General features: G+C 75.2%; 21 protein-coding genes and 1 pseudogene. 11 read left to right on the forward strand and 11 right to left on the reverse strand.

All coding sequences use genetic code 11. The features are described 5' to 3' along the window. Nucleotides 1–65: 65 nt before the first annotated feature. From MET2598_RS0100910 to MET2598_RS0100930, 5 genes and pseudogenes are all read left to right on the forward strand, one after another. Nucleotides 66–1,025: a metallophosphoesterase family protein gene (locus MET2598_RS0100910; protein WP_018259554.1), complete on the forward strand. Its 960-nt coding sequence runs from the start codon at nt 66–68 to the stop codon at nt 1,023–1,025. 10 nt (nt 1,026–1,035) lie between these two features. Further along, on the forward strand, nt 1,036–1,386 hold the full coding sequence (locus MET2598_RS0100915; protein ID WP_012334507.1) for a cupredoxin domain-containing protein: 351 nt from the start codon (nt 1,036–1,038) through the stop codon (nt 1,384–1,386). Nucleotides 1,387–1,437: 51 nt separating this feature from the next. Next, a complete protein-coding gene (locus tag MET2598_RS41975; protein WP_018259555.1) occupies nt 1,438–1,593 on the forward strand; it encodes a hypothetical protein in 156 nt (51 codons plus the stop codon). A gap of 42 nt (nt 1,594–1,635) precedes the next feature. Continuing rightward, nucleotides 1,636–2,154 (forward strand): annotated as a pseudogene (locus tag MET2598_RS0100925) (sigma-70 family RNA polymerase sigma factor); the annotation flags it as partial. Next, entirely contained in the window at nt 2,151–2,912 is a 762-nt protein-coding gene (locus MET2598_RS0100930) for an anti-sigma factor family protein (RefSeq protein ID WP_012334504.1), read from the forward strand. The pseudogene MET2598_RS0100925 and the gene MET2598_RS0100930, both read left to right, overlap by 4 nt. Before the next feature lie 25 nt (nt 2,913–2,937). Here MET2598_RS0100930 and MET2598_RS0100935 read toward each other — a convergent pair whose 3' ends face one another. From MET2598_RS0100935 to MET2598_RS0100950, 4 genes are read right to left on the reverse strand one after another with little or no spacing between them, the layout of a single operon-like run. Beyond that, the gene (locus MET2598_RS0100935) at nt 2,938–3,786 is read right to left on the reverse strand and encodes a class I SAM-dependent methyltransferase (protein ID WP_018259557.1); all 849 of its coding nucleotides are present in this window, start codon (nt 3,784–3,786) and stop codon (nt 2,938–2,940) included. Further along, the gene (locus MET2598_RS0100940) at nt 3,783–4,835 is read right to left on the reverse strand and encodes a glycosyltransferase family 4 protein (protein ID WP_018259558.1); all 1,053 of its coding nucleotides are present in this window, start codon (nt 4,833–4,835) and stop codon (nt 3,783–3,785) included. The genes MET2598_RS0100935 and MET2598_RS0100940 overlap by 4 nt, the downstream gene beginning before the upstream one ends. Beyond that, nucleotides 4,832–5,236, reverse strand: a complete 405-nt coding sequence (locus MET2598_RS0100945) for a 6-pyruvoyl trahydropterin synthase family protein (protein WP_018259559.1) — start codon at nt 5,234–5,236, stop codon at nt 4,832–4,834. The genes MET2598_RS0100940 and MET2598_RS0100945 overlap by 4 nt, the downstream gene beginning before the upstream one ends. Next, nucleotides 5,236–6,105: an NAD(P)-binding protein gene (locus tag MET2598_RS0100950; RefSeq protein WP_018259560.1), complete on the reverse strand. Its 870-nt coding sequence runs from the start codon at nt 6,103–6,105 to the stop codon at nt 5,236–5,238. The genes MET2598_RS0100945 and MET2598_RS0100950 overlap by 1 nt, the downstream gene beginning before the upstream one ends. Before the next feature lie 138 nt (nt 6,106–6,243). On the opposite strand from MET2598_RS0100950, the gene mdoH reads away from it, so the two are divergent. Then, nucleotides 6,244–8,061 (forward strand): glucans biosynthesis glucosyltransferase MdoH, encoded by a 1,818-nt coding sequence (gene mdoH, locus MET2598_RS0100955; protein WP_018259561.1) that lies wholly within the window; start codon nt 6,244–6,246, stop codon nt 8,059–8,061. A gap of 39 nt (nt 8,062–8,100) precedes the next feature. After that, the gene (locus MET2598_RS0100960; protein ID WP_012334498.1) at nt 8,101–8,514 is read left to right on the forward strand and encodes a DUF3830 family protein; all 414 of its coding nucleotides are present in this window, start codon (nt 8,101–8,103) and stop codon (nt 8,512–8,514) included. A gap of 72 nt (nt 8,515–8,586) precedes the next feature. Here MET2598_RS0100960 and gor read toward each other — a convergent pair whose 3' ends face one another. From gor to MET2598_RS0100990, 6 genes are all read right to left on the reverse strand, one after another. Next, a complete protein-coding gene (gene gor / locus MET2598_RS0100965; RefSeq protein WP_012334497.1) occupies nt 8,587–9,987 on the reverse strand; it encodes a glutathione-disulfide reductase in 1,401 nt (466 codons plus the stop codon). A gap of 90 nt (nt 9,988–10,077) precedes the next feature. Continuing rightward, entirely contained in the window at nt 10,078–11,310 is a 1,233-nt protein-coding gene (locus MET2598_RS0100970) for an O-antigen ligase family protein (protein ID WP_018259562.1), read from the reverse strand. 4 nt (nt 11,311–11,314) lie between these two features. After that, nucleotides 11,315–11,878: a DUF2059 domain-containing protein gene (locus MET2598_RS0100975; protein WP_018259563.1), complete on the reverse strand. Its 564-nt coding sequence runs from the start codon at nt 11,876–11,878 to the stop codon at nt 11,315–11,317. A 95-nt stretch (nt 11,879–11,973) separates the two neighbouring features. Then, nucleotides 11,974–12,681 (reverse strand): ribose-5-phosphate isomerase RpiA, encoded by a 708-nt coding sequence (rpiA, locus tag MET2598_RS0100980; protein ID WP_018259564.1) that lies wholly within the window; start codon nt 12,679–12,681, stop codon nt 11,974–11,976. A 142-nt stretch (nt 12,682–12,823) separates the two neighbouring features. After that, nucleotides 12,824–13,252: a hypothetical protein gene (locus MET2598_RS0100985; RefSeq protein WP_018259565.1), complete on the reverse strand. Its 429-nt coding sequence runs from the start codon at nt 13,250–13,252 to the stop codon at nt 12,824–12,826. Nucleotides 13,253–13,321: 69 nt separating this feature from the next. Next, nucleotides 13,322–13,684 carry a hypothetical protein gene (locus tag MET2598_RS0100990; protein ID WP_018259566.1) on the reverse strand — a complete coding sequence of 121 codons (363 nt, stop codon included), beginning with the start codon at nt 13,682–13,684 and terminating at the stop codon, nt 13,322–13,324. A gap of 188 nt (nt 13,685–13,872) precedes the next feature. Between MET2598_RS0100990 and MET2598_RS0100995 the strand changes: the two genes are divergently transcribed. Beyond that, entirely contained in the window at nt 13,873–14,892 is a 1,020-nt protein-coding gene (locus tag MET2598_RS0100995) for a TRAP transporter substrate-binding protein (RefSeq protein ID WP_012334491.1), read from the forward strand. A gap of 304 nt (nt 14,893–15,196) precedes the next feature. Further along, nucleotides 15,197–16,402 (forward strand): acyl-CoA dehydrogenase family protein, encoded by a 1,206-nt coding sequence (locus MET2598_RS0101000; RefSeq protein ID WP_018259567.1) that lies wholly within the window; start codon nt 15,197–15,199, stop codon nt 16,400–16,402. 83 nt (nt 16,403–16,485) lie between these two features. On the opposite strand, the gene MET2598_RS0101005 is transcribed toward MET2598_RS0101000, so the two are convergent. Beyond that, nucleotides 16,486–17,835 (reverse strand): dicarboxylate/amino acid:cation symporter, encoded by a 1,350-nt coding sequence (locus tag MET2598_RS0101005; RefSeq protein ID WP_018259568.1) that lies wholly within the window; start codon nt 17,833–17,835, stop codon nt 16,486–16,488. 207 nt (nt 17,836–18,042) lie between these two features. Here MET2598_RS0101005 and MET2598_RS0101010 point away from each other — a divergent pair, with 207 nt between their 5' ends. After that, nucleotides 18,043–19,917, forward strand: coding sequence for an ATP-binding protein (locus MET2598_RS0101010; protein WP_012334488.1), 1,875 nt, complete (start codon nt 18,043–18,045; stop codon nt 19,915–19,917). Next, nucleotides 19,914–21,254, forward strand: coding sequence for a sigma-54-dependent transcriptional regulator (locus tag MET2598_RS0101015; protein WP_018259569.1), 1,341 nt, complete (start codon nt 19,914–19,916; stop codon nt 21,252–21,254). The genes MET2598_RS0101010 and MET2598_RS0101015 overlap by 4 nt, the downstream gene beginning before the upstream one ends. Nucleotides 21,255–21,300: the final 46 nt, after the last annotated feature.

Genomic DNA, 21,300 nt, shown 5'->3' on the forward strand with positions numbered 1-21,300 from the left:
AATAAATCCGCGCCGGCCCGGGTCTGGACGGGTGGGGCGCGAGGATGCCCCGCGAGGAGGTCACCATGGCGCGGAACGGCGGGCGTGGCGAGGCGGGACGGGACGCGGACGGCATCGACCGGCGCGGCTTCCTGGAGTGCATGACCTGGGCCGGGACCGGCCTTCTCTGGAGCGCGGGCGGCGGCCTGCCGCGGGCGGTCGGCCTCGGTGCGGCGCGCGCCGCGGAGCCGGAGGGAGGCCTGCGCTTCCTGCAGATCAGTGACAGCCATGTCGGCTTCGACAAGGCGGCCAATCCCGACGCGCGCCTGACCCTGCGCGAGGCCGTGGCGCGGATCCGCGCCCTGCCGGAGAAGCCGGCCTTCATCCTGCACACCGGCGACATCAGCCACCTGTCGCGGGAGGGGGAGTTCGACGACGCGGACCAGATCCTGCGCGAGACCGGCCTGCCGCTCGTCTTCGTGCCCGGCGAGCACGACATCCTCGATGAGGGGCGAGGCCGCGCCTATCTGGCGCGCTACGGGCGGGGGACGCGGGGTGCCGGCTGGTTCAGCTTCGACCAGGGCGGCCTCCACTTCGTCGGCCTCGTCAACGTGGTCGACCTCAGGGCGGGCGGGCTCGGCACGCTCGGGGCCGAGCAGCTCGCCTGGCTCGAAGCCGACCTCGCCGGATTGTCCTCCTCGACCCCGATCGTGGTCTTCGCCCATATCCCGCTCTGGAGCGTCTATCCCGAGTGGGGTTGGGGCACCGAGGACGGCGCGCGGGCGCTCGCGCTGCTGCGCCGCTTCGGCTCGGTGACCGTGCTGAACGGGCACATCCACCAGGTCATGCAGAAGGTCGAGGGGACGGTCGCCTTCCACACCGCGCGCTCGACGGCCTTCCCGCAGCCCGCACCCGGCGCCGCGCCCTCGCCGGGGCCGATGAGGCTGCCGCCGGGCGAGCTGCGCCGCCACCTCGGCATCGCCAGCGTCTCCTTCGTGCCGGGGGCGGGCCCGCTCGCCATCCTCGACGCGCCGCTGACCGCCTGAGGAGCGCGCGATGCCGACCTCCCTCCCGGCGCCGTCCCGCCGCGCCGTCCTGGCGCTCCCGCTCCTCGCCGCCCTCGGCCCCGCCCGGGCGGCCGCCGCCTCCGTGCGCATCGAGAACTTCGTGTTCTCGCCCGCCCTGCTGGTCGTGGCGCCCGGCAGCGTGGTGACCTGGACCAACGCGGACGACATCCCCCACGTCGTGGCGGCGGAGGATGGCTCCTTCCACTCGCCCGCCCTCGACACGGACGAGCGCTTCGCGGCCCGCTTCGAGCGCCCGGGGCAAGTCCGGTACTTCTGCGCCCTGCATCCGCATATGGTGGGCGTGATCGAGATCCGGGCCTCCGCGGAGGCCTCGCCATGAAGATCCCCGCCATGAGGGCCCGGATCCGGCTCCGGCCCGGGAGGTCGCGCGATGCCCTATGATCCGCAGGATCACGCCTGCTCCTGGCGCGACCCGGTGGCCGGCCTCGCGCTCTTCGCCGGCCTGCTGATGGGGCTGGCGGCGCTGCCGGCGCGGATCCCCGTCGAGGTGCCGGCTCCCGCCCGGCCCGCGCTCGCCGCCCGGTGAGCGCCGATGACCCGGGCGAGGGCTCTCTTCGACGCGACCGTGCTGCCGCATCTCGACGCGGCCTACAGCCTCGCGCGCTTCCTCGCCCGGGACGCGGATGCGGCCGAGGACATCGTGCAGGAGGCGATGCTGCGGGCCTTCCGCGGCTTCGACGGCTTCCGGGGCGGCGACGCCCGGGCGTGGCTCCTCGCCATCGTCCGCAACTGCGCCCGGAGCTGGGCGGCGGCGCGCCCCCGGGCGGCCGCCGGCGCGGCGGAGGAGGGCGGCCCCGAGGACCCCTGGGACCGGGAGGCCGAGACGCCCGAGGCGTCCCTCGCCCGGGGCGACGAGATCGCCGCCGTGCGCGCCCTGGTGGCGGCCCTGCCGGAGCCGTTCCGGGAGACGCTCGTCCTGCGCGAGCTGGAGGATCTGTCCTACCGCGACGTCGCGGCGGTGACGGGCGTGCCGGTCGGCACGGTGATGTCGCGCCTCGCCCGGGCGCGGGCCCTGTTCGGCGCCGCCTGGCGCCGCCGCTTCGGGGAGGAATCCCCGCCCGTCCCCAAGGAGCACGAAACGCCATGAGCGCGCCCCGTCCCGATCCCTGCCGCGACCGCGCGCTGCTGCTCCACGGGCTCCTCGACGGGGAGCTCGACGCCGCCCACGCGCTCGGGCTGGAGGCGCATCTCGAGTCCTGCCCGGCCTGCCGCGCGGCGTACGGGCGATTGCGGGAGGAGCGCGACCTGCGCCGCCGCGACGGGGTGCGCCATTCCGCCCCGGCGGCCTTGCGGCGGCGCGTGGCGGCGGCCCTCGACGCGGAGGAGGCCGCCCGGTCCCCGGCGCGGCCGCTGCGCCGGCTGCTCGCCCCGGCCGCCCTGGCCCTGGCGGCGAGCCTCGCGGTCGCATTCCTGCCGCTCGGCCTCGACCGGAACGGGGCCCTGCGCGACGACCTCGTCTCCGGCCATGTCCGCTCGCTCCTCGCGAACCACCTCACGGACGTCCCGTCCAGCGACCAGCACACCGTGAAGCCGTGGTTCTCCGGCAGGCTCGACTTCGCGCCGCCGGTCGTCGACCTGTCGGATCGCGGCTTCGACCTGGTCGGCGGGCGCCTCGACTATGTCGGCGGCCGGGTCGTGGCGGCGCTGGTCTACCGGCGGCGCGGGCACGTCATCAACCTGTTCGTCTGGCCGGGCAGCGGCGGCTGGTCCGCCGGCAGCGCGCGGGAGGGCTACGGCCTGCTGCACTGGTCGCAGGCCGGGCTGACCTTCTGGGCCGTCTCCGACCTCAACCCCACCGAGCTGCAGGAATTCGAGCAGGATTTCGCGGCCCGCGCGCCGCGCTGAGGCGGCTCGGCGCGGCGCGCGCTGCTCACCCGGGCGGCAGGGCGAGCAGGTCGCGATGTCCGATCACCGCCTCGCCCGCGCGGCCGGCCCGGGCGGCGCGCCACGCGGCCACCCGCTCGGCCGGGACGAGCCCGGTCTCCGTCGCCGCCGCCGCCTTGCCGGCGGCGAGCGCGTCCTGCAGGGGGCCGGCGCCGACCCGCCACGGGCTCTCGGCCTGCGCGACCGCGTAGCCGCGGGCCAGGAAGGCGGCCTCCAGCGCCCGCGTCGCCCGCGGTCCCGCGGCGGGGCCGAACCCCTTGTCCCGGTCCTGATGGGCCAGGAAGGCGGCGTGGATCGCCGCGTCGTCCGGATGGGGCGGGGTCCAGCTTTCGGCGCCGTCGAAGGTGAGCGCGGTGTAGAACAGGGCGCCCGCCCGCGCCACCGCGTCCGAAGCCGCCGCGATCCAGGGTTCGGAGACGAGGTCGAACAGGGCGGCCGCGGTCACGAGGTCGGGCGGCGCCGCCGGGGCGAGGAGCGGGACGAGGCCGTCCGCGAGGTCCGCGCGGCGGAACGCGACGCTGAGCGCCCGCCCGGCCACGGAGAGGAGGAGGTCGTCGCCCCGCGCCTCCGCCCGGTCCGCGAAGGCGATCAGGGCCGCCCGGGCGGCGCCGAGGAGCGCGGGATCGTGGTCGACGAGGAGCCAGTCCTGGCGGGCCGGCAGCAGCCCCGCGAGCGCGCGCAGGTTCGAGCCGGTGCCGCAGCCGAGATCGAGGACGCGCACGCTCTCGCCGCGCGCCGCCATCGCCCGCCCGAGCGCCGCGGCGAGGTCGCGATCCCGGGCGGCGTGGTCGGCGGGCTCGCGCAGGGCCAGCCATGCGGGGCTGAACCCGCTCATCTCCCGGCCTCCCTCAAGCAGGACGCGACCCGCGCGGCAGTGTCCTCCCAGCGCGGCAGGGCGAGGCCGGCCGCCCGGGAGGCGCAGGCCGCCGCGCGGCGGCGGTCGGGATCGGTGACCAGGCCGCGCAGGGCCTCGCGCAGGGCCGGCGCGTCGCCCGGCGGCACCTTGAGCCCGGCCGCGTCCGGCACGGTCGCGGCGGCGGCGCCCCCCGTGGTGGCGATGATCGGCAGGCCGCGGGCGAGCCCCTCGGCCAGGGCCATCCCGTAGCCCTCGAACAGGGAGGGCGAGACGAGGAGGTCGGCCTGCGCGTAGAGCCGGTCGAGCCGGACGGGGTCGACCGCCCCGAGGAAGCGCACCCTCCCGCCCAGGCCCGCCGCCGTCGCGGCCTCCCGCACCGCCGCGGCGCAGGCGGGGTCGCGGTCGAGGGCGCCCGCGACGGCGAGCCTCCAGTCGAGGCCGCGCAGGGGCGCCAGCGCCTCGATCAGCACCGCGTAACCCTTGCGCGGGATCAGGGTCCCGACCGCGAGGAGCGAGACCGCCGGGCCGGGCCGGACCGGATTGGGGGGCGCGGGATCGGTGCCGGGCTCCGCCACGGTGATTCGCCCCGGCGCCACCCCGAAGTCGCGCACCAGCAGGTCGCGCGTCGTGCCGCTCGTCGTGACCACGCGGTGCGCGAGCCCGAGGGCGGCGCGCTCGCGCGCGCGCAGCCGGGCCGCCGCCTCGTCGGACAGGCCCTCCTCCAGGCAGAGCGGGTGGTGCACGAGGGCGACGAGGGGCCGGTCGCCGGCCGCCCGGATCGCCTCGGCGGGAAGCGCCCCGTAGGCGAGGCCGTCGACCATCAGGGGAGGGCCGGGCGGCAGGGCGGCGAAGGCCGCCCGCGTCGCCGCGAGATCCTCGTCCGTGGGCATCGGGAACCCGCCCGGCAGGGCGAGGTGCGACGCGCGCAGCCCCTGGCCCGGGAGCGCCGCGAGCAGGCGGCGCGCATAGGCGTAGCCCCCGGTCGGCGCGGCGAGGTCGCCCGGGACGGCGAGGAAGGCGTCGCTCACGGCGCGAGCGGTCCTTCGAACCAGGCCCGGGCGACGTGCGATTCGTGGAGCGTCACGCGCAGGCGCGCGACCCCCTCGGCGCCGGGCCCGACCTCCCCGGCCCGCACCGCCGCGGCCATGGCGGCGTGGATGTGGCCGGCCAGGAACTCGGTCGTCGTGTTGCGGCCCGCGAAGGCGGGCAGGTCGTCGAGGTTGCGGTAGTTGAGCGGCGCCAGGATCCGCCGCAGGGCCTCGCCCGCCCGGCCGATATCGACCACGACCCCGTCCGGGCTCAGGGCCTCGCGGAAGAAGGCCACGTCGACCACGAAGGTCGCCCCGTGCAGCGCCTGGGCGGGCCCGAACAGCTCGCCCAGGAAGCTGTGGGCGATCATCACGTGGTCGCGGACTTCGACGGCGTACATCAGGCGATCTCGGCGGGTTGGTAGCGGATGGCGGTGCAGACGCCCGGGGCGTCGCGGGCGAGCAGCCGGGGCAGGGCGGCCGGCAGGGCCTCGAAGGCGACCTCCTCGGTGATCAGCGCGTCGAGGCGCGGGTCGCGCAGGAGGTCGAGGGCTTTCAGCAGGCGGCGGCGGCGGTCCCAGCGCGGGCGGCGGGCGGCCGGCACCTGCCCGACCTGGCTCGACACCAGCCGCAGGCGGCGCGGGTGGAAGGCCGCGCCGAGGGGGACCGCGACCTCGCCGTCGCCGTACCAGCTGAGTTCGGTCACGCAGGCCTCCTCGCCCGCGAGGTCGAGGGCGAGGGCGAGGCCCTCCGCCGCGGCGCTGGCGTGGATCACCACGTCGGCCTCGCCCGGCGCCTCGGCCGGGAGGCGGAAGGGGAGGCCGAGATGCCGCGCGAGGCCGGCGCGCGCCGGGTCGCGGTCGATCAGCGTGACCTCGGCCCCCGGCAGCCCCGCCGCCAGATGGGCCGCGAGCAGCCCCACCAGCCCGCCGCCCACCACCGCGACGCGGTCGCCCGGCCCCGCCCCCGAATCCCACAGACCGTTCAGCGCCGTCTCCATGTTGGCGGCCAGCAGCGCGCGCCGGGGCGGCAGGTCCGGCGGCAGCGGCACCAGGGATTCGGGGCGGCTCGCGAAGGCCTCCTGGTGAGGCTGCAGCGCGAACACCACAGGGCCGTCCGGCATGACCCGCCCGACCGCGCAGTAGCCGTACTTGACCGGAAACGGGAAATCGCCCTCTTGGGCGGGGGCGCGCATCCGCGCGCGGACGCGCTCCGGCACCCGCCCCTCGTAGACGAGGCGCTCGGTGCCGCGGCTGAGCGCCGTCCACACCGTGCGAACCCGGACCTCGCCGGGGCTGAGAGGGGGCAATGTCTGGCGTCGCAGCTCCGCCCGACCGGGCGCGGTGTACCACAGCGCCCGCGCCGAGACCGGTCCGATCCCCTCGTCGCCTGCGCCGGATTGCGACCGATGCGGCACCCTGACTCCCCGGTCCTGGCCGAGGGTCCCCCCGGCGGCTCCGCTCCTCTCACGACGCTGGCGGGGCCGCAAGCCTCCGGCACCCTGCGCCGGCGGCGCCTTCTCCTCCTCGCGGCCGCGCTCGTCACCTGCGCGGGCTTCGCTGCCGGCCTCGTCGCGGTGCTCGGGGCGGGGGGCCTCGACGCCCTCGACCTCGCCCTCCTGGCCCTGTGCCTCGTGGCGCTGCCCTGGACGGTGCTGGGCTTCTGGCACGCGCTGATCGGGCTCTGGCTGCTGCGCGCCGGGCCGGCCGGGCTCGCGGCGGCGGCCCCCTTCGCGGCCGCGGGCGAGCGGCCCGAGCCGCCGCGGCTGCGCACCGCGGTGGTGATGACCCTGCGCAACGAGGAGCCCGAGCGCGCCCTCGCGCGCCTGCGCGTCGTGCAGGAGAGCCTCGCGCGCACCGGCCACGGGGCCTGGTTCGGCTTCCACGTGCTCAGCGACACCGACGATCCCGCGATCGCGGCGCGCGAGGAAGCCTGCCTCGCCGCGTGGCGCGCCGCGCTGCCGCCCGCGGAGGCGGCGCGGCTGCACTACCGGCGCCGGGCCGAGAATGCCGGCTTCAAGGCCGGCAACCTGCAGGACTTCTGCGCCCGGGCCGAGGAGGAGCTGATGCTGCCCCTCGACGCCGACAGCCTGATGACCGGCGAGGCCATCCTGCTTCTCGTGCGCATCGTGCAGGCGCATCCGCGGATCGGGATCCTGCAGGGCCTCGTGGTCGGGGCGCCCGCCGAGAGCCCCTTCACGCGCCTGTTCCAGTTCGGCATGCGCCACGGCATGCGGCCCTACAGCCTCGCCATGGCGTGGTGGAGCGGGGAGTGCGGGCCGTTCTGGGGCCACAACGCCCTCCTGCGCATCGCCCCCTTCGCGGCCGCCTGCCGGCTGCCGGTCCTCCGCCCGGGCCGGTTCGGCGGGCCGATCCTGTCGCACGACCAGGTCGAGGCCGTGCTGATGCGGCGGGCGGGCTACGAGGTGCGGCTGCTGCCCCTGGAGACCGGCAGCTTCGAGGAGAATCCGCCCACCCTCCTCGACCACCTCGCCCGCGACGCGCGCTGGTGCCAGGGCAACCTGCAATACGTGCGCCTGCTGCGGCTGCCCGGCCTGCTCGCGGTGAGCCGCGTCCAGCTGCTCTGGGCGATCCTGATGTTCTGCGGCGCCCCGGCGACGCTGCTGGTCCTGCTCCTGCTGCCCTGGCGGCTCCTCGACCTGCCGCGGGAGACGCCGGCCGGGCTCGCGGCGGCCCTGTACCTCGCCTGGCTCGCCCTCTCGGTCGCGCCCAAGGCGGCGGGCTACGCGGAGGTCCTGGCGCGGCGCGACACCGCCCGGCACGGCGGCCTCCTGCCCTTCCTGGCCGGCATCCTGGCGGAGACGCTGTTCTCCTTCCTGCTCTACGGGATCGCAATGCTGCGGCTCAGCGTCGTGGTGGTCCGGCTGCTGCTCGGGCGCCGGCCGGTCTGGGGGCGGCAGCGCCGCGACGCGGCCGGGGTGACGCTCGGCGCCGCCATCCGCGGCCTCGCCGACGTGGTGCTGATCGGTGCCGGCCTCGGCCTCGCCGTCGGCCTCGTCGCGCCCGGCCTGCTGCCCTGGCTCGCGCCGCTCCTGCTCGGGCCCCTGCTCGCCGTGCCGCTCGCGGTGCTGACCGCCTCGCCGCGCCTCGGCGCCCGGATGCGCCGCCTGCGCCTCTGCGCGACGCCGGAGGAGATCGCGCCGCCGGAGGAGATCCGGGCGATGCGGGCTGGCTCGGATCCTGCTCCCGTCGGCCGCCCGGCCTGAGGCGGCGCACCATCATCCCCATCCCGAGGAGACTCAACCGTGCAGGAACTCAAGATCAAGGCGGGGCCCTACGACCTCGTCGGCCGGCTCGAACTGGAGAAGGCGCCCAACACCTGCGCGGCCTTCGTCAAGGCGCTGCCCTTCGTGAGCGAGATCGTGCATGTCCGCTGGAGCGGCGAGGGCGTGTGGATGCCGCTCGGCGACCTCGATTTCGGCGTCGGCTACGAGAACCACACCAGCTACCCGGCCCCGGGCCAGATGATCCTGTATCCGGGCGGGATCAGCGAGACCGAGATCCTGCTGGCCTATGGCGGCGTGCACTTCGCCAGCAAGGTCGGCCAGCTCGCCGGCAACCACTTCCTCACCGTCACGACCGGCCTCGAGCACGTCTACGATCTCGGCCGGATGACGCTCTACAAGGGCGCGCAGCCGATCCGGTTCGACCCGGCCTGACGGGGCGGCGCGCAGGCCGCGATGGTCGTCGCGGTGGGGCCCGAGGGGTTGACCGGCCCGTCGCGCCGCCCGCTACCCCACTCCCACCGGCCGCTTGATCGCCGCGGGCGTGCGCAGGGTGACGAGTTCCTCGCCCGCGGTCGGGTGGACCGCGATCGTGCGGTCGAAATCCGCCTTGGTCGCGCCCATCGTCACGGCGATCGCCGCCGCCTGGATGATCTCGCCCGCGTCGTGGCCGAGCACGTGCACCCCGACCACCCGGTCGCCGTCCCGCGCCACCACCAGCTTCATCAGGACGCGCTCCTCGCGCCCCGACAGCGTCGCCTTCATCGGCCGGAACCGCGCCTCGTAGACGTCGACCTCGCCGTAGAGGCCGCGCGCCACGTCCTCGTTGTGGCCGATCACCCCGATCTCGGGCGTGGAGAAGACGGCGGTCGGGATCAGGCCGTGGTCCACCGCCCAGGGCTTGCCGCCGAACACCGTGTCGGCGAAGGCGTGGCCCTCCCGGATCGCGATCGGCGTCAGGGCGGCCCGGTTCGTCACGTCGCCGACCGCGTAGATCGACGGCACCCCGGTCTGCGAGAAGCGGTCGACCGGGATCGCGCCCGCCCGGTCGAGGCCGATCCCGACCGTCTCCAGGCCGAGACCCTGCACGTTCGGGCGGCGGCCCGTCGCCACCAGCACCTGATCGACCACCAGGCTCGACCCGTCGTCGAGCGAGGCCCGGATCCCGTCGGGCTCCCGGTCCAGCCGCCCGATGGTGCGGTTGAGCCGCAGGTCCATCCGCCGCGCATAGGCCTCGCCGAGGGCCTGCCGGATCTCGTCGTCGAAGCCGCGCAGCAGCTTGTCGCCCCGATGGAGCAGGGTGGTGCGGCTGCCGAGCCCCGCGAAGACGCCCGCGAATTCCACCGCGATGTAGCCGCCGCCGACCACCAGGATGCGGCGCGGCTGCTCCTCCAACTCGAAGATCTCGTTCGAGGTGATGCCGAGCTCCGCCCCCGGGATCGGCGGCTCCTTCACCGGGTGGGCGCCGACCGCCACCAGGATGATCCGGGCGCGCACGCTGCGGCCGGACCGCAGCAGCCGCACCGCGTGCGGGCCCTCGATCACCGCCCGCTCGGCCACGACCTCGACGCCCGCCCGCATCAGGTTCGTGGCGTAGATGCCCTCGAGCCGCGTCACCTCGGCGTCCCGGTGGCGCTTGAGCGTCGCCCAGTCGAAGCGCGGCGCCTCGACGGTCCAGCCGAAGCCGGCCGCGTCCTCGAACTCGTCCGCGAAGCGGCTCGCGTAGACCATCAGCTTTTTCGGCACGCAGCCGCGGATGACGCAGGTGCCGCCGACACGGTACTCCTCGGCGAGCATCACCCGGGCCCCGTAGCCCGCCGCGATCCGCGCCGCGCGCACCCCGCCGGAGCCGCCCCCGATCACGAAGAGGTCGACGTCGAAGCCCTCACCGCCGGTCCCGCTGCTCATCGCCGATCTCCCTGACGCCGGCCCGGCCCTGCCGGGACCCGAGCGGCATATAAGCAGAGCCGCCCGGCCGCGGGGAGCGGCCGGGTGCCGTCAGACCCGCGGCGCGGCGCTGAGCGCGCGCAGCCACGCCGCGAGGGCGCCGAGCCCGGCGATCCACCAGCCCTGCCACGCCCCGTGGCCGACGAAGGCGATCGAGGCCGCCCCCGCGAGCGCCGCGAGCGCCGCCACGCGGGCCCGGTCCGGCCAGGCCGCGAGGGCGCGCAGGGTCAGGAGCAGCGCCGCGGCGGCGAGCGCCGCGCCGACGAGGCCGAGCTCGGCCCAGACCTGCAGGAAGCTGTTGTGCGGGTGGCCGGCCGTCAGCATCGGCCGCATCTCGGGATCGAGGCGCTCCGCCACGGGGAGCCGGTCGAACCGCGCGCTCGTGCCGAAGCCGGCCCCGCGCCAGGGATCCTGCGCCACCGCCGCCCCGAAGCTCTGGGCAATCACCACGCGCTCGCGCGTGTTGCTCGCCGCCATGCGCTCGTGGAGCTTGGGCGGGAACAGGGCCGCGAGGATGTCCCCTTCGAGCGGGGCCAGGGCGACCGCGCCCGCGAGCCCCGCCCCGGCGAGGGCCAGCACCGCGCGACGCGGCAGGAGCCGCGCGGCCGCGTAGGCCCCGGCCGCCGCGAGCGCCGCGAGGGCGGAGGCGCCGCTCGCCGAGTACCACGCGGCGAGCGCCGCGGCGGCCGGGGCCGCGAGCGCCAGGAGCGGGCGCCCGGCCCGGGCGGTGAGCGCGGCCACCGGCACCGCGAGCAGCACGGCGAGTTCGAGCGGCCGGTTGTAGACGTAGTCGAAGGCCCGCTCGTGCAGGAGCCGCCGCAGGGCCACGTTGCTGACGAGGTCCGCCTCGACGGCGAGGCAGGTGGCGAGGAGCACGAGGGCGGCCGGCCGGGCGAGCGGCGCGAGGTGGGGCGGCGCCAGGGTCGCGACCAGGTAGGCGGCGAGCAGGGTCGGGCCGAACTCCCCCGCCATGCGCAGCGAGGTCGCCGGCACCGGGCTCCAGGCGAGGCTGAGGGCGGACCAGGCCAGGAAGGCGAGGGCGACCCGCCCGAGCGGCGTCGCGAGGGGCGCGGCGAGCCGCGCCCCCACGGCGCGGCCGCCCTCCGCCAGCAGGGCCCCGGCCAGGAGCGCGAGCGCGGCCGCCCCCACGACCAGGGGGCTCGACCGGTTCGCGGCCGCCATGGCGGGCGGCAGGGCGACGAGGAGCAGGGCTCCGGCGCCGGAGAGGCGCTGCGCGATGTCGGACCGGGCGGCGCCCCGGTTGCGCGTCAGGGCGGCGGTCAAGGGATCACTGCATCTGATGGCCGCGCTTGCCCATCTCGGCGCGCACCCGGACCATCACGTATTCGGAGACTTCCTGCGTCCAGGCCTGCATCGCCTGCACCATGTCGTCGAGGACCTGGGGCTGGGTCTCGACGTAGCGCTTGCCCGCGGGCGAGCGGAAGAAGGCGGCGATGTCGCGCAGCTCCGCCTCGCTCAGCTTCTCGGCGTAGATGCGCGAGGCGGTGTCGATCATCCGCTGCTTCTGCAGCTCCATCTCGGGCTGCAGCTTGGCGAGGACGTCGTCGAGATCCTTGGTCAGTTCGGGCCGGGTGACCGCCGCCTGTTTGATCTGCTCGCTGAAGACCGGGACGATCGAGTCGAACGAGCGGGCGATGCCGGAACTCAGCATCACCTCCTTGGCGAGGGCGAAGTGGCTCGGCGAGATCGCCGGATTGGGCGCGGCGGGGGCCGGCGCGGCGGGGGCGGCCGGCGCCGCCTTCTGGGCTGCGGCGGGTGCGGTCGCCAGGGGCGCGGTCGCCAGGAGCGCGACGAGGAGGCCCGCCAGGGCGGGCGCGGGATGCAGGGGCATGGGGAGGCTCCGATGTGAGGCGCGCCGGTTTCGGGGGCGATTGCGGCGCGGAGGAGGATCGGGGGCGGGCCGCGAGGTCGCGGGCCCGGGGGCGCTCAGAGGGTGCCGAGGGTCAGGAGGCGCACCTCGCCCGCCTCATCGGCGGCCAGGATGGCGCCGCTGCACAGGCCGAGGAACAGGCCGTGCTCGACCACGCCGGGGACGGCCGCGAGCGCGGCGGCCAGGGCCTCGGGATCCGGGATGCGGCCGAGATGCGCGTCGAGGATCAGGTGGGCGCCGTCGGTGACGAAGGGCGCGCCGTCCGCGGCCCGGCGCAGCGCGACCTCGCCCGCGCAGCCGGCGCGGCCGAGGGCGCCCTCCACGGCGCGCCGCGTGGCGGCGAGGCCGAAGGGGACCACCTCGACCGGCAGCGGGAAGCGCCCGAGCGTCTCGACCCGCTTGCCCGCATCCGCGATCACGACCATGCGCCGGCTCGCCGCCGCCACGATCTTCTCGCGCAGCAGCGCGCCGCCGCCGCCCTTGATGAGGCGGCGCGCCCCGTCGATCTCGTCGGCGCCGTCGATGGTCAGGTCGAGTTCGGGCGTCTCGTCGAGGGTGGTGAGGGGGATGCCCGCCGCCTGCGCGGCCCGCTGCGTGGCCTCCGAGGTCGGCACCCCGACGACCGAGAGCCCGGCCCGCACCCGCGCGCCCAGCAGCTCGACGAATTCGGCCGCGGTGGAGCCGGTGCCGAGGCCGAGGCGCATCCCGTCCGCGACGAGGTCGAGCGCCCTGGCGGCGGCCGCGCGCTTGAGGGCGGCGCTCACGCCGGGCCTCCGGCGGGACGGGGGGAGGGGCGTGCGGACGGCATCGGCGCGGCTCTCGGCTGGCTCACCCGGGCTGGCCGCCCGGGCGCGCTGGCCCTAGCACGCGGCGCTGCCGCCCGGGAAGAGTCCCGTCCGGCGCCGCTCAGGGCCGGGCGGGCTGCGCCGTCGCCACGTTGCCCCTCGGTGCCGCCTCGCCGCCCGCCGCCGCCTGGGGCGTGCAGACCACGGCCTCGTCGAGGACGTAGCAGATGCTCATGGCGCCGGTGCGGTGGTTGACCCGGAACACGCCCGCCTCGCGCAGGTGCCGCGAGGCCACGAGCCCGTACTCGGACGGGGCCTGCGGCCCCGCGCCCTCGCCCGGGCCGAAGCACAGGGTGGTGCCGATCGTGTTCTCCTGCAGGCCGTACTGGCAGGAGGTCACCTCGCCCGTGACCTTGTCGACCCGGTAGACGCGGTTGAGGTCGGCCTGCGGGGCCGGCACGAACTCGAAGGATCCGGCCGCCGCCGGGACCAAACCCGCCGCCAGGGCGAGCGCCGCGATGCCGACCCGAAACTGCGTCCTGCCGCCCATGGCGCCGCTTCCTCCGCTCGGTCCCGAACCCGTCGCCGGCGCGCGACGCGACCGGCCCTCGCGCTTCTTCTACTGCCGGTTGGCTGGTGTGGACCTTGCGCCGCCGCGGTTGCTGAGCCCGATCACCGCGAGCTGCGCCGCCCCGATCCCCGCCAGGAGCAGGCGGTCGCGGGCGGGCAGGCGGTCGCCGAGCGCCGCGCTGCCCAGGTAGGCGAGGGCGCCGGCCGTGTCGAGGGCGAGGTGCCCGCGCATCGGGATCGCCCGCACGAGTCCGCCCTCGTAGCTCGTGCAGAGCGAGTAGGCGTAGTTCCAGCCCGAGACGGCCCGCATCAGGCGCCGGGCGGCGGGGCTGCGGCCCGGGCCCGCCGCGAGCAGCGTCACGAGGGCCGGGACCGTGTAGTCGATGGCGGCGTGCAGGCGGGTGCTGATCATGGCGTCGTCTCCGGCTCCGCCGGACCATCCCCGCACGGCGGGGCGTGTTCCCGCCGCGGCCTGATGCCCAGGCGTGCGAAACGTGCTTTAAGCGCGCCGCGGGCCCGTCCGGCCGGACGGGGCCGCCCAATCAAGAAAGTGGCCCGGCCGGGCCGCGCGGGCCCGGCTGCGGCCCAGGAGAGGACGCCATGACTTCGATCTCGCGCCGCCGCGCGCTCCAGCTTTCCCTCGCGGGCGCCGTCGCGGCCCCGGCCGTGATGCGGATCAGCCGCGCGCAGGCCGCCGACTTCAACCTCAAGGTCGCCAACAACAGCCCGGTCAGCCATCCGCTCACCATCTACATGCAGAAGGCCGCGGACGGGATCCGCGAGGAGACCGGCGGCAAGGTCGACATCAAGGTCTTCCCGAACAACCAGCTCGGCGGCGACACCGACATGCTGAGCCAGCTGCGCTCGGGAGCGCTCGAGTTCTTCAGCCTCTCGCCGCTGATCCTGGCGACCCTGGTGCCCGGCGCGGCGATCAGCGGCATCGGCTTCGCGTGGTCGTCCTACGACAAGCTGTGGCCGGCCATCGACGGCGATCTCGGCGCCCATGTCCGCGAGCTGATCGGCAAGTCGGGCCTCTACGCCTTCGACCGCATCTGGGAGAACGGCTTCCGCCAGACCACCTCCTCCACCAAGCCGATCCTGACGCCGGACGACTTCAAGGGCTTCAAGATCCGGGTCCCGCCGAGCCCGCTCTGGACCTCGATGTTCAAGGCCTTCGACGCGGCGCCGATGACCATCAACTTCGCGGAGGTCTACTCGGCCCTGCAGACCAAGATCGCGGAGGGCCAGGAGAACCCGCTCGCGCTGATCGACGCGGCCAAGCTCTACGAGGTGCAGAAGCACCTCTCGAAGACGAACCACATGTGGGACGGCTTCTGGCTGCTCGCCAACGGCAAGGTCTGGCGCGGCCTGCCGGAGGACGTGCGCGGCGTGATCGCCAAGCACTTCAACACCCAGGCGGTGGCGCAGCGCGAGGAGACGGCGCGCCGCAACGTCTCGACCGAGAAGGACCTCGCGGCCAAGGGCCTGACCTTCCACGACGTGGACACCAAGGCGTTCCAGGCCAAGCTGCAGGCGGCCGGGTTCTACAAGGAGTGGAAGGGCAAGTTCGGCCCGGAGGCGTGGGCGCTGCTCGAGAAGCACACCGGCCCGATCGCCTGAGCGGGGCGGAGGCCGGGTCCTCTGGCGAGTGCTGGCAGCAGGACAAGCCAGAGGCGCCGGCCGGAGCGCTCGCTCCTGGTGGGAAACACTAGGAGCGGGGCTCCGTTCCGCCATGTACACAGGTGAATCCTGGCCGCAGATTCCCGCGGCCTCAGCATCGGAGACGGCAAAGCGACAAGATTGCCGCCGCGTTGCGGCCGGGCGGCCCGATCAATTGGACGATGGTTGACGTCGGCGGCCGCGAGAAGTTGCCGGCCGCCCGAGATCCGTTCGAAATGCTCCTGGAACCGAGGCGAGGTCTGCCATGGATTTCACGCTGTCCCCGGAAGTCGAGGATTACAGGGCCCGCGTGGCCGCCTTCGTGGAGCGGGAGATCCTGCCGGTCGAGGCTGATCGGGCGAACTACGACCCGCACGAGAACATCCGCCTCGACCTGCTGGAGGACCTGCGCGCCCGGGCGAAGGCGGCCGGGCTGTGGTGCCTCCAGCTGCGGCGCGAGACCGGCGGCCAGGGGCTCGGCAAGGTCGGCATGGCCGCCTGCTACACCGAGATGAACCGCTCGATCTTCGGCCCCGCCGTGTTCAACTCGGCCGCCCCCGACGACGGCAACATGATGGTGCTGGAGGCCCTCGCCACCCCGGAGCAGAAGCGGCGCTGGCTCGACCCGATCGTGGCCGGGAGCGTGCGCTCCGCCTTCGCCATGACCGAGCCCCATCCGGGCGGCGGCTCGGACCCGTCCATGATCCGCACCCGCGCCGAGCGGCTCCCGGACGGGCGCTACCGCATCTTTGGGCGCAAGTGGTACATCACCGGAGCCGCGGAGGCGGCGCACTTCATCCTGATCGCCCGCACCTCGGACGACCCGCGCTACGGGCTCACCGCCTTCCTGTTCCACCGCGACCAGCCGGGCTGGGAGATCCTGCGCCGGATCGAGATCATGGGGCCCGAGGAGCACGGCGGCCATTGCGAGCTCGCCTTCGACGGCCTCGAGGTCGCGCCCGAGGACGTGCTGCTCGGGGAGGGCCAGGGCCTGAAGGTGACGCAGGTGCGGCTCGGCCCGGCGCGGCTGACCCATTGCATGCGCTGGCTCGGCCTGGCGATGCGCTGCGTGGAGATCGCGCGGGCCTACGCGGCCGAGCGCGAGGGGTTCGGGGTGCGGCTGGCCGAGCGCGAGAGCGTGCAGCTGATGCTGGGCGGGCTCGCCATGGACATCGAGATCGGGCGGCTGCTGGTGATGCGGGCGGCCTGGGAGCTCGATCAGGGGCGCTTCGCCCGCAAGGAGATCTCGATGGCCAAGATCCAGGTCGCCAACCTGCTGCACCGGGCGGCGGATGTCGGGATCCAGATCAACGGCGCGCGCGGCTACTCGAAGGACACGGTGCTGGAGTGGATCTACCGCTACGCGCGGCAGGCGCGGCTGGTGGACGGGGCCGACGAGGTGCACCGGATGGTGCTCAACCGGCACCTGGAGAAGGAGGGCCGCGGCTTCTTCGCCTGGCCGGTCGGGTAGGGCCCGGGCGGCAGGCTCCTCCCGGGGCGGCCCCCGCGCGACGACCTCCCCGGGGGGAGGCCGCGCGGGGGCGCAGACGCCGCCTATTCCGCCGGCTGGAGCAGGGCCGGCATCTCCTCGGCGAGGGGCATCGGCGTGCCGGCGAGGGCCGCGGCGAGGCGCGTCTCGTCGAGCTCCCCCTCCCAGCGCGCGACCACGATGCAGGCCACCGCGTTGCCGATGAAGTTGGTGAGCGCCCGGCACTCGGACATGAAGCGGTCGATCCCGAGGATCAGCGCCATGCCGACCACCGGCACCGAGGGCACCACCGCGAGCGTCGCCGCCAGGGTGATGAAGCCCGACCCCGTCACGCCCGCCGCGCCCTTCGAGGACAGCATCGCCACGAGCAGCAGCAGGGCCTGCTCGCCGAGCGAGAGCGGGGTGTCCGTCGCATGGGCGATGAACAGGGCCGCCATCGTCATGTAGATGTTCGTGCCGTCGAGGTTGAAGGAGTAGCCGGTCGGCACCACGAGGCCGACGACCGGGCGCGAGCAGCCCGCCCGCTCCATCTTGTCGAGCAGCGAGGGCAGGGCCGATTCGGACGAGGAGGTGCCGAGCACCAGGAGGAGTTCCTCCTTGATGTAGCGCACCAGCCGGACCACCGAGAACCCGTTGTAGCGGGCCACCGCCCCCAGCACCCCCAGGACGAAGATCGCCGAGGTCAGGTAGAAGGCGAAGACCAGGTAGGCGAGGTTGGCCAGCGACGCGACGCCGTACTTGCCGATGGTGAAGGCCATCGCCCCGAAGGCGCCGAGCGGGGCCACCTTCATGATGATGTGGACGACGCCGAAGATCGCCTCGGAGGTGGTCTTGATGATGTCGAGGACCGGCTTGCCGCGCTCGCCCATGAAGGCGAGGCCGAAGCCGAACAGCACGGAGAAGAACAGGACCTGCAGGATCTCGCCGCCCGCGAAGGCGCCCACCGCCGTCGACGGGATGATGTTCATCAGGAAGTCGACGATGCTCTGCTCCTTGGCCTTGCCCGCGTAGGTGGCGACGGCCTTGGGATCGAGGGATTTCGGGTCGATGTGCAGGCCGTGGCCGGGCTGCAGCACGTTCGCCACCACGAGGCCGACGAGCAGCGCCAGCGTCGAGAAGGTGAGGAAGTAGATCAGGGCCTTGGCCCCGACCCGGCCGACCTTCTCCAGGTTGGTCATGCCGGCGATGCCGGAGACGACGGTGAGGAAGATCACCGGCGCGATGATCATCTTAACGAGCTTGATGAAGGCGTCGCCGAGCGGCTTCATCTCGGCCCCGAGCTGGGGATAGAAATGACCGAGCAGGATGCCGATCGCGACCGCGACGAGCACCTGGAAGTAGAGGGTGCGGTAGAAGGGCCTGCGCGCGGGCGGGTCGTGCGGCGCGGTCAGGGGGCTGGGGACGGTGACGGCCATGCGGCGTTCTCCCGGTGGTTGGGTTGCGGGGGGCCGGCCGGCGCGACGGTGGATCCGGCGCGCCGCGCGGCTCTTGCTCTTGACCTTGCGGCGTGCAGCCTGCTCATCCCGCAGGCCGCGATCGGGAGACCGGATGGCAACCGGCGTGCCAACGGGGCGGAGCGTCGAGTTTTTCGTTAAGATGTTGTGAATGGGAGGAAATTTCCGATGCCGGGCGAACCCGCGAACGGCCCCGTTCCGGCCGGCCGCACGGCGGGGCCGGCCGCCTTGCGGGATTCCGGACAGCCCGGCCGGGTCCTGCTCTGGGCGGCGGCCCTCCTGGCCGTCGGTCTCGCCGCCTGGCTCGGCGGCCACGCGGCGGAGCGGGCCGCCCTGGCGGATCTGCGCCGCGCCGCCGAGGCCGGGCTGACCCTCCACGTGGCGGCGCTGCGGGCGGAACTCCAGAAGCAATCCTCCCTGCCGCTCGCGCTGGCGGCGGATCCGGAGATTGCCGCGAGCCTCGCCCGCGCCGCGCCGCCCGGGCTGACCGCCCAGGTCAGCGGCCGGCTCGCCGGGATCGCCGAGGCGACGGGCGCGGCCGCGATCTACGTGGTGCGGGCGGACGGGCTCACGGTGGCGGCGAGCAACGCCGGCACGCCCACCAGCTTCGTGGGCAACGACTACACGTTCCGCCCGTATTTCCGCGAGGCGCTGGCGGCCGGGTCGGGCGCGCAATTCGCCCTCGGCACGGTGAGCGGCCGGCCCGGCCTGTTCCTGTCGCGGCGCGTCGCGGGCGGCGGCGGGGTGGTCGTGGTCAAGGTCGAGTTCGAGGCGGTCGAGGCGGGGTGGCGCGGCGGGGGCGCCGAGGTCTTCGTCACCGATCCCCGCGGCATCGTCCTGGTGGCGAGCGACCCCGCCCGGCGCTTCCGCACCCTCGGCCCGATCTCCGAGGAGGAGCGGCGGCGGATCCGCGAGGGGCTCGAATTCGGCGATGCGCCGCTCTCGCCGCTGCCCTTCCATCCGGGTCCGGAGGACGGGCTCCTGCGGGTGGCGGGCGGGGCCGCGCCGGCGCGGCTCGTCCTGCCGGTCGACGCGCCCGTCCCGGGGACGCGCTGGCGGCTCCACACCCTCACCCCGGTCGGGGCGGCGGTGAGGCGCGAGCGGCTCCAGGCCCAGGTGCTGGCCGGGCTGGTGGCGGCGGCGTCCTGCCTCGGCCTCGTCCTCCTGCGCCAGCGCCGCCAGCGCGTGCGGGCCCGCCTCGCCGAGGAGGCGGCCCGCCGGGCGGAGCTGGAGGCGGCGGTGGCCGAGCGCACCCGCGCGCTGAGCGAGGCGAACGCGCAGCTGCGGGAGGAGATGGCGGAGCGCCAGCGCGCCGAGGCGGAGCGCGAGCGCCTCGGGCGCGACCTCGCCCACGCGGCGCGGCTCGCCGCCCTCGGCCAGTTCGCCGCCAGCATGGCGCACGAGATCAACCAGCCGCTCGCGGCGATCCGCTCCTACGCGGACAACGCCGCGATCCTGATCGGCCGCGGCCGGGCCGGGGAGGCGGCCGAGAATTTCTCCGCCATCGGCCGGCTGACCGAGCGGATCGCCGGCCTGACGCGCCAGCTCAAGGGCTTCGCCCGGCGCGCCTCGGGCCGGCGCGAGCCGGTGCGGCTCGCGCGGGTGCTGGCCCAGGCGGTCGAGATCGTCGCGAGCCAGGCGGCCGAGCGCGGCGTCGCCCTCGCGGTGGAGGCCGGCGGGCCGGACCTGATCGTCCTCGGCGACGAGGCGCGGCTGGAGCAGGTGGTGGTGAACCTGATCCAGAACGCCCTCGACGCCGTGGCGGGCCGCCCCGATCCGCGGGTGAGCGTGCGCTGCGCCGCGTCCGGCCCGCGCGCCGTGCTGGAGGTGTCCGACAACGGCCCCGGCCTGCCGGAGGGCGAGGCGGGCCGGGTGTTCGATCCCTTCTTCACCACCAAGCCGCAGGGGCTCGGGCTCGGCCTCGCGATCGCCCGCGGCATCGTCGAGGAATGCGGCGGCACGCTCGCGGCCGCGCGGAGCGAGGCGGGGGGCGCGCTGTTCCGCGTCGACCTCGCCCGCGCAGAGGTGGCGGAGGCGGCATGAGCGGCGGATCCGACCGGATCGTCTTCGTCGACGACGAGGAGGACGTGCGCCGGGCGAACCGGCAGAGCCTCGAACTCGACGGGCTCGCCGTCGAGGCCTTCCCGGCGGCCGAGCCGGCCCTGCGGGCGATCCTCGCCGACCCGCCCGGCGTCGTGGTGACCGACGTGCGCCTGCCGGGCCTCGACGGGCTCGGCCTGTTCCGCGCCGTGGCCGAGGCCGATCCCGACCTGCCGGTGATCCTGATCACCGGCCACGGCGACATCACCATGGCGGTGCGGGCCATGCGGGAGGGCGCCTACGACTTCCTCGCCAAGCCCTACCCGGCCGAGCAGCTGATCGGCTCGGTGCGCCGGGCCCTGGAGCGCCGCCGCCTCGTGGTCGAGAACCGGACCCTGCGCGAGCGGCTCGACGCGGCGGTGGCGGAGGATCCGGCCTTCCTCGGCATCTCGCCCGAGATCGTTCGGCTGCGCCGCTTCGTCCGCGACGTGGCCGAGGCCGATGTCGACGTGCTGATCCTCGGCGAGACCGGCTCCGGCAAGGAGGTGGTGGCGAGCGCGCTGCACCGCTGGGGCCGGCGGCGGCGCGGCCAGTTCGTGGCGATGAATTGCGGGGCGCTGCCCGACAGCGTGGTGGAGAGCGAGCTGTTCGGCCACGAGGCCGGCGCCTTCACCGGGGCGGCGAAGCGGCGGGTCGGGCGCATCGAGCACGCGAGCGGCGGCACGCTGTTCCTCGACGAGATCGAGAGCATGCCCCTCGGGCTGCAGGTGAAGCTGCTGCGGGTGCTGCAGGAGCGCGCGGTCGAGCCCCTCGGCACCAACGAGGTGCGGGCGGTCGACCTGCGGGTCGTGGCCGCCACCAAGGTCGATCTCGGCCAGGCCGCCGCGCAGGGCACCTTCCGGGACGACCTCTACTACCGGCTCAACGTGGTCACGGTGACGATCCCGCCCCTGCGCGAGCGCCGCGAGGACGTGGCGCTGCTCTTCGAGCACTTCCTCTCTCGCGCCGCCGCCCGCTTCAACAGGCCGGTCCCGGCGCTCACCCCGGCGATCCGCGAGATGCTGAACCGTCACGCCTGGCCCGGCAACGTGCGCGAACTCGGCCATTTCGCGGAGCGCTGCGCGCTCGGCCTCGGCCCGGCGGCGCCGGAGGAGCGCGCGCCCGCGCGCCCGCTCAGCCTCGCCGAGGAGGTCGACCGCTTCGAGCGCGGGCGCATCCGCGACGAGCTGATCATGGCCCGGGGCGACGTGCGCCTCGCCGCCGAGGCGCTCGGCCTCCCGCGCAAGACGCTCTACGACAAGCTCGCCCGGCACGGGCTCGACCCGACCGACTTCCGCTAGAGCATTTTCCGACGAAGTGGATGCCGGTTCGTCGCAGAGAATGCGG

Origin of the sequence: Methylobacterium sp. WSM2598 (assembly GCF_000379105.1) — a bacterium.
GTDB lineage: Bacteria > Pseudomonadota > Alphaproteobacteria > Rhizobiales > Beijerinckiaceae > Methylobacterium.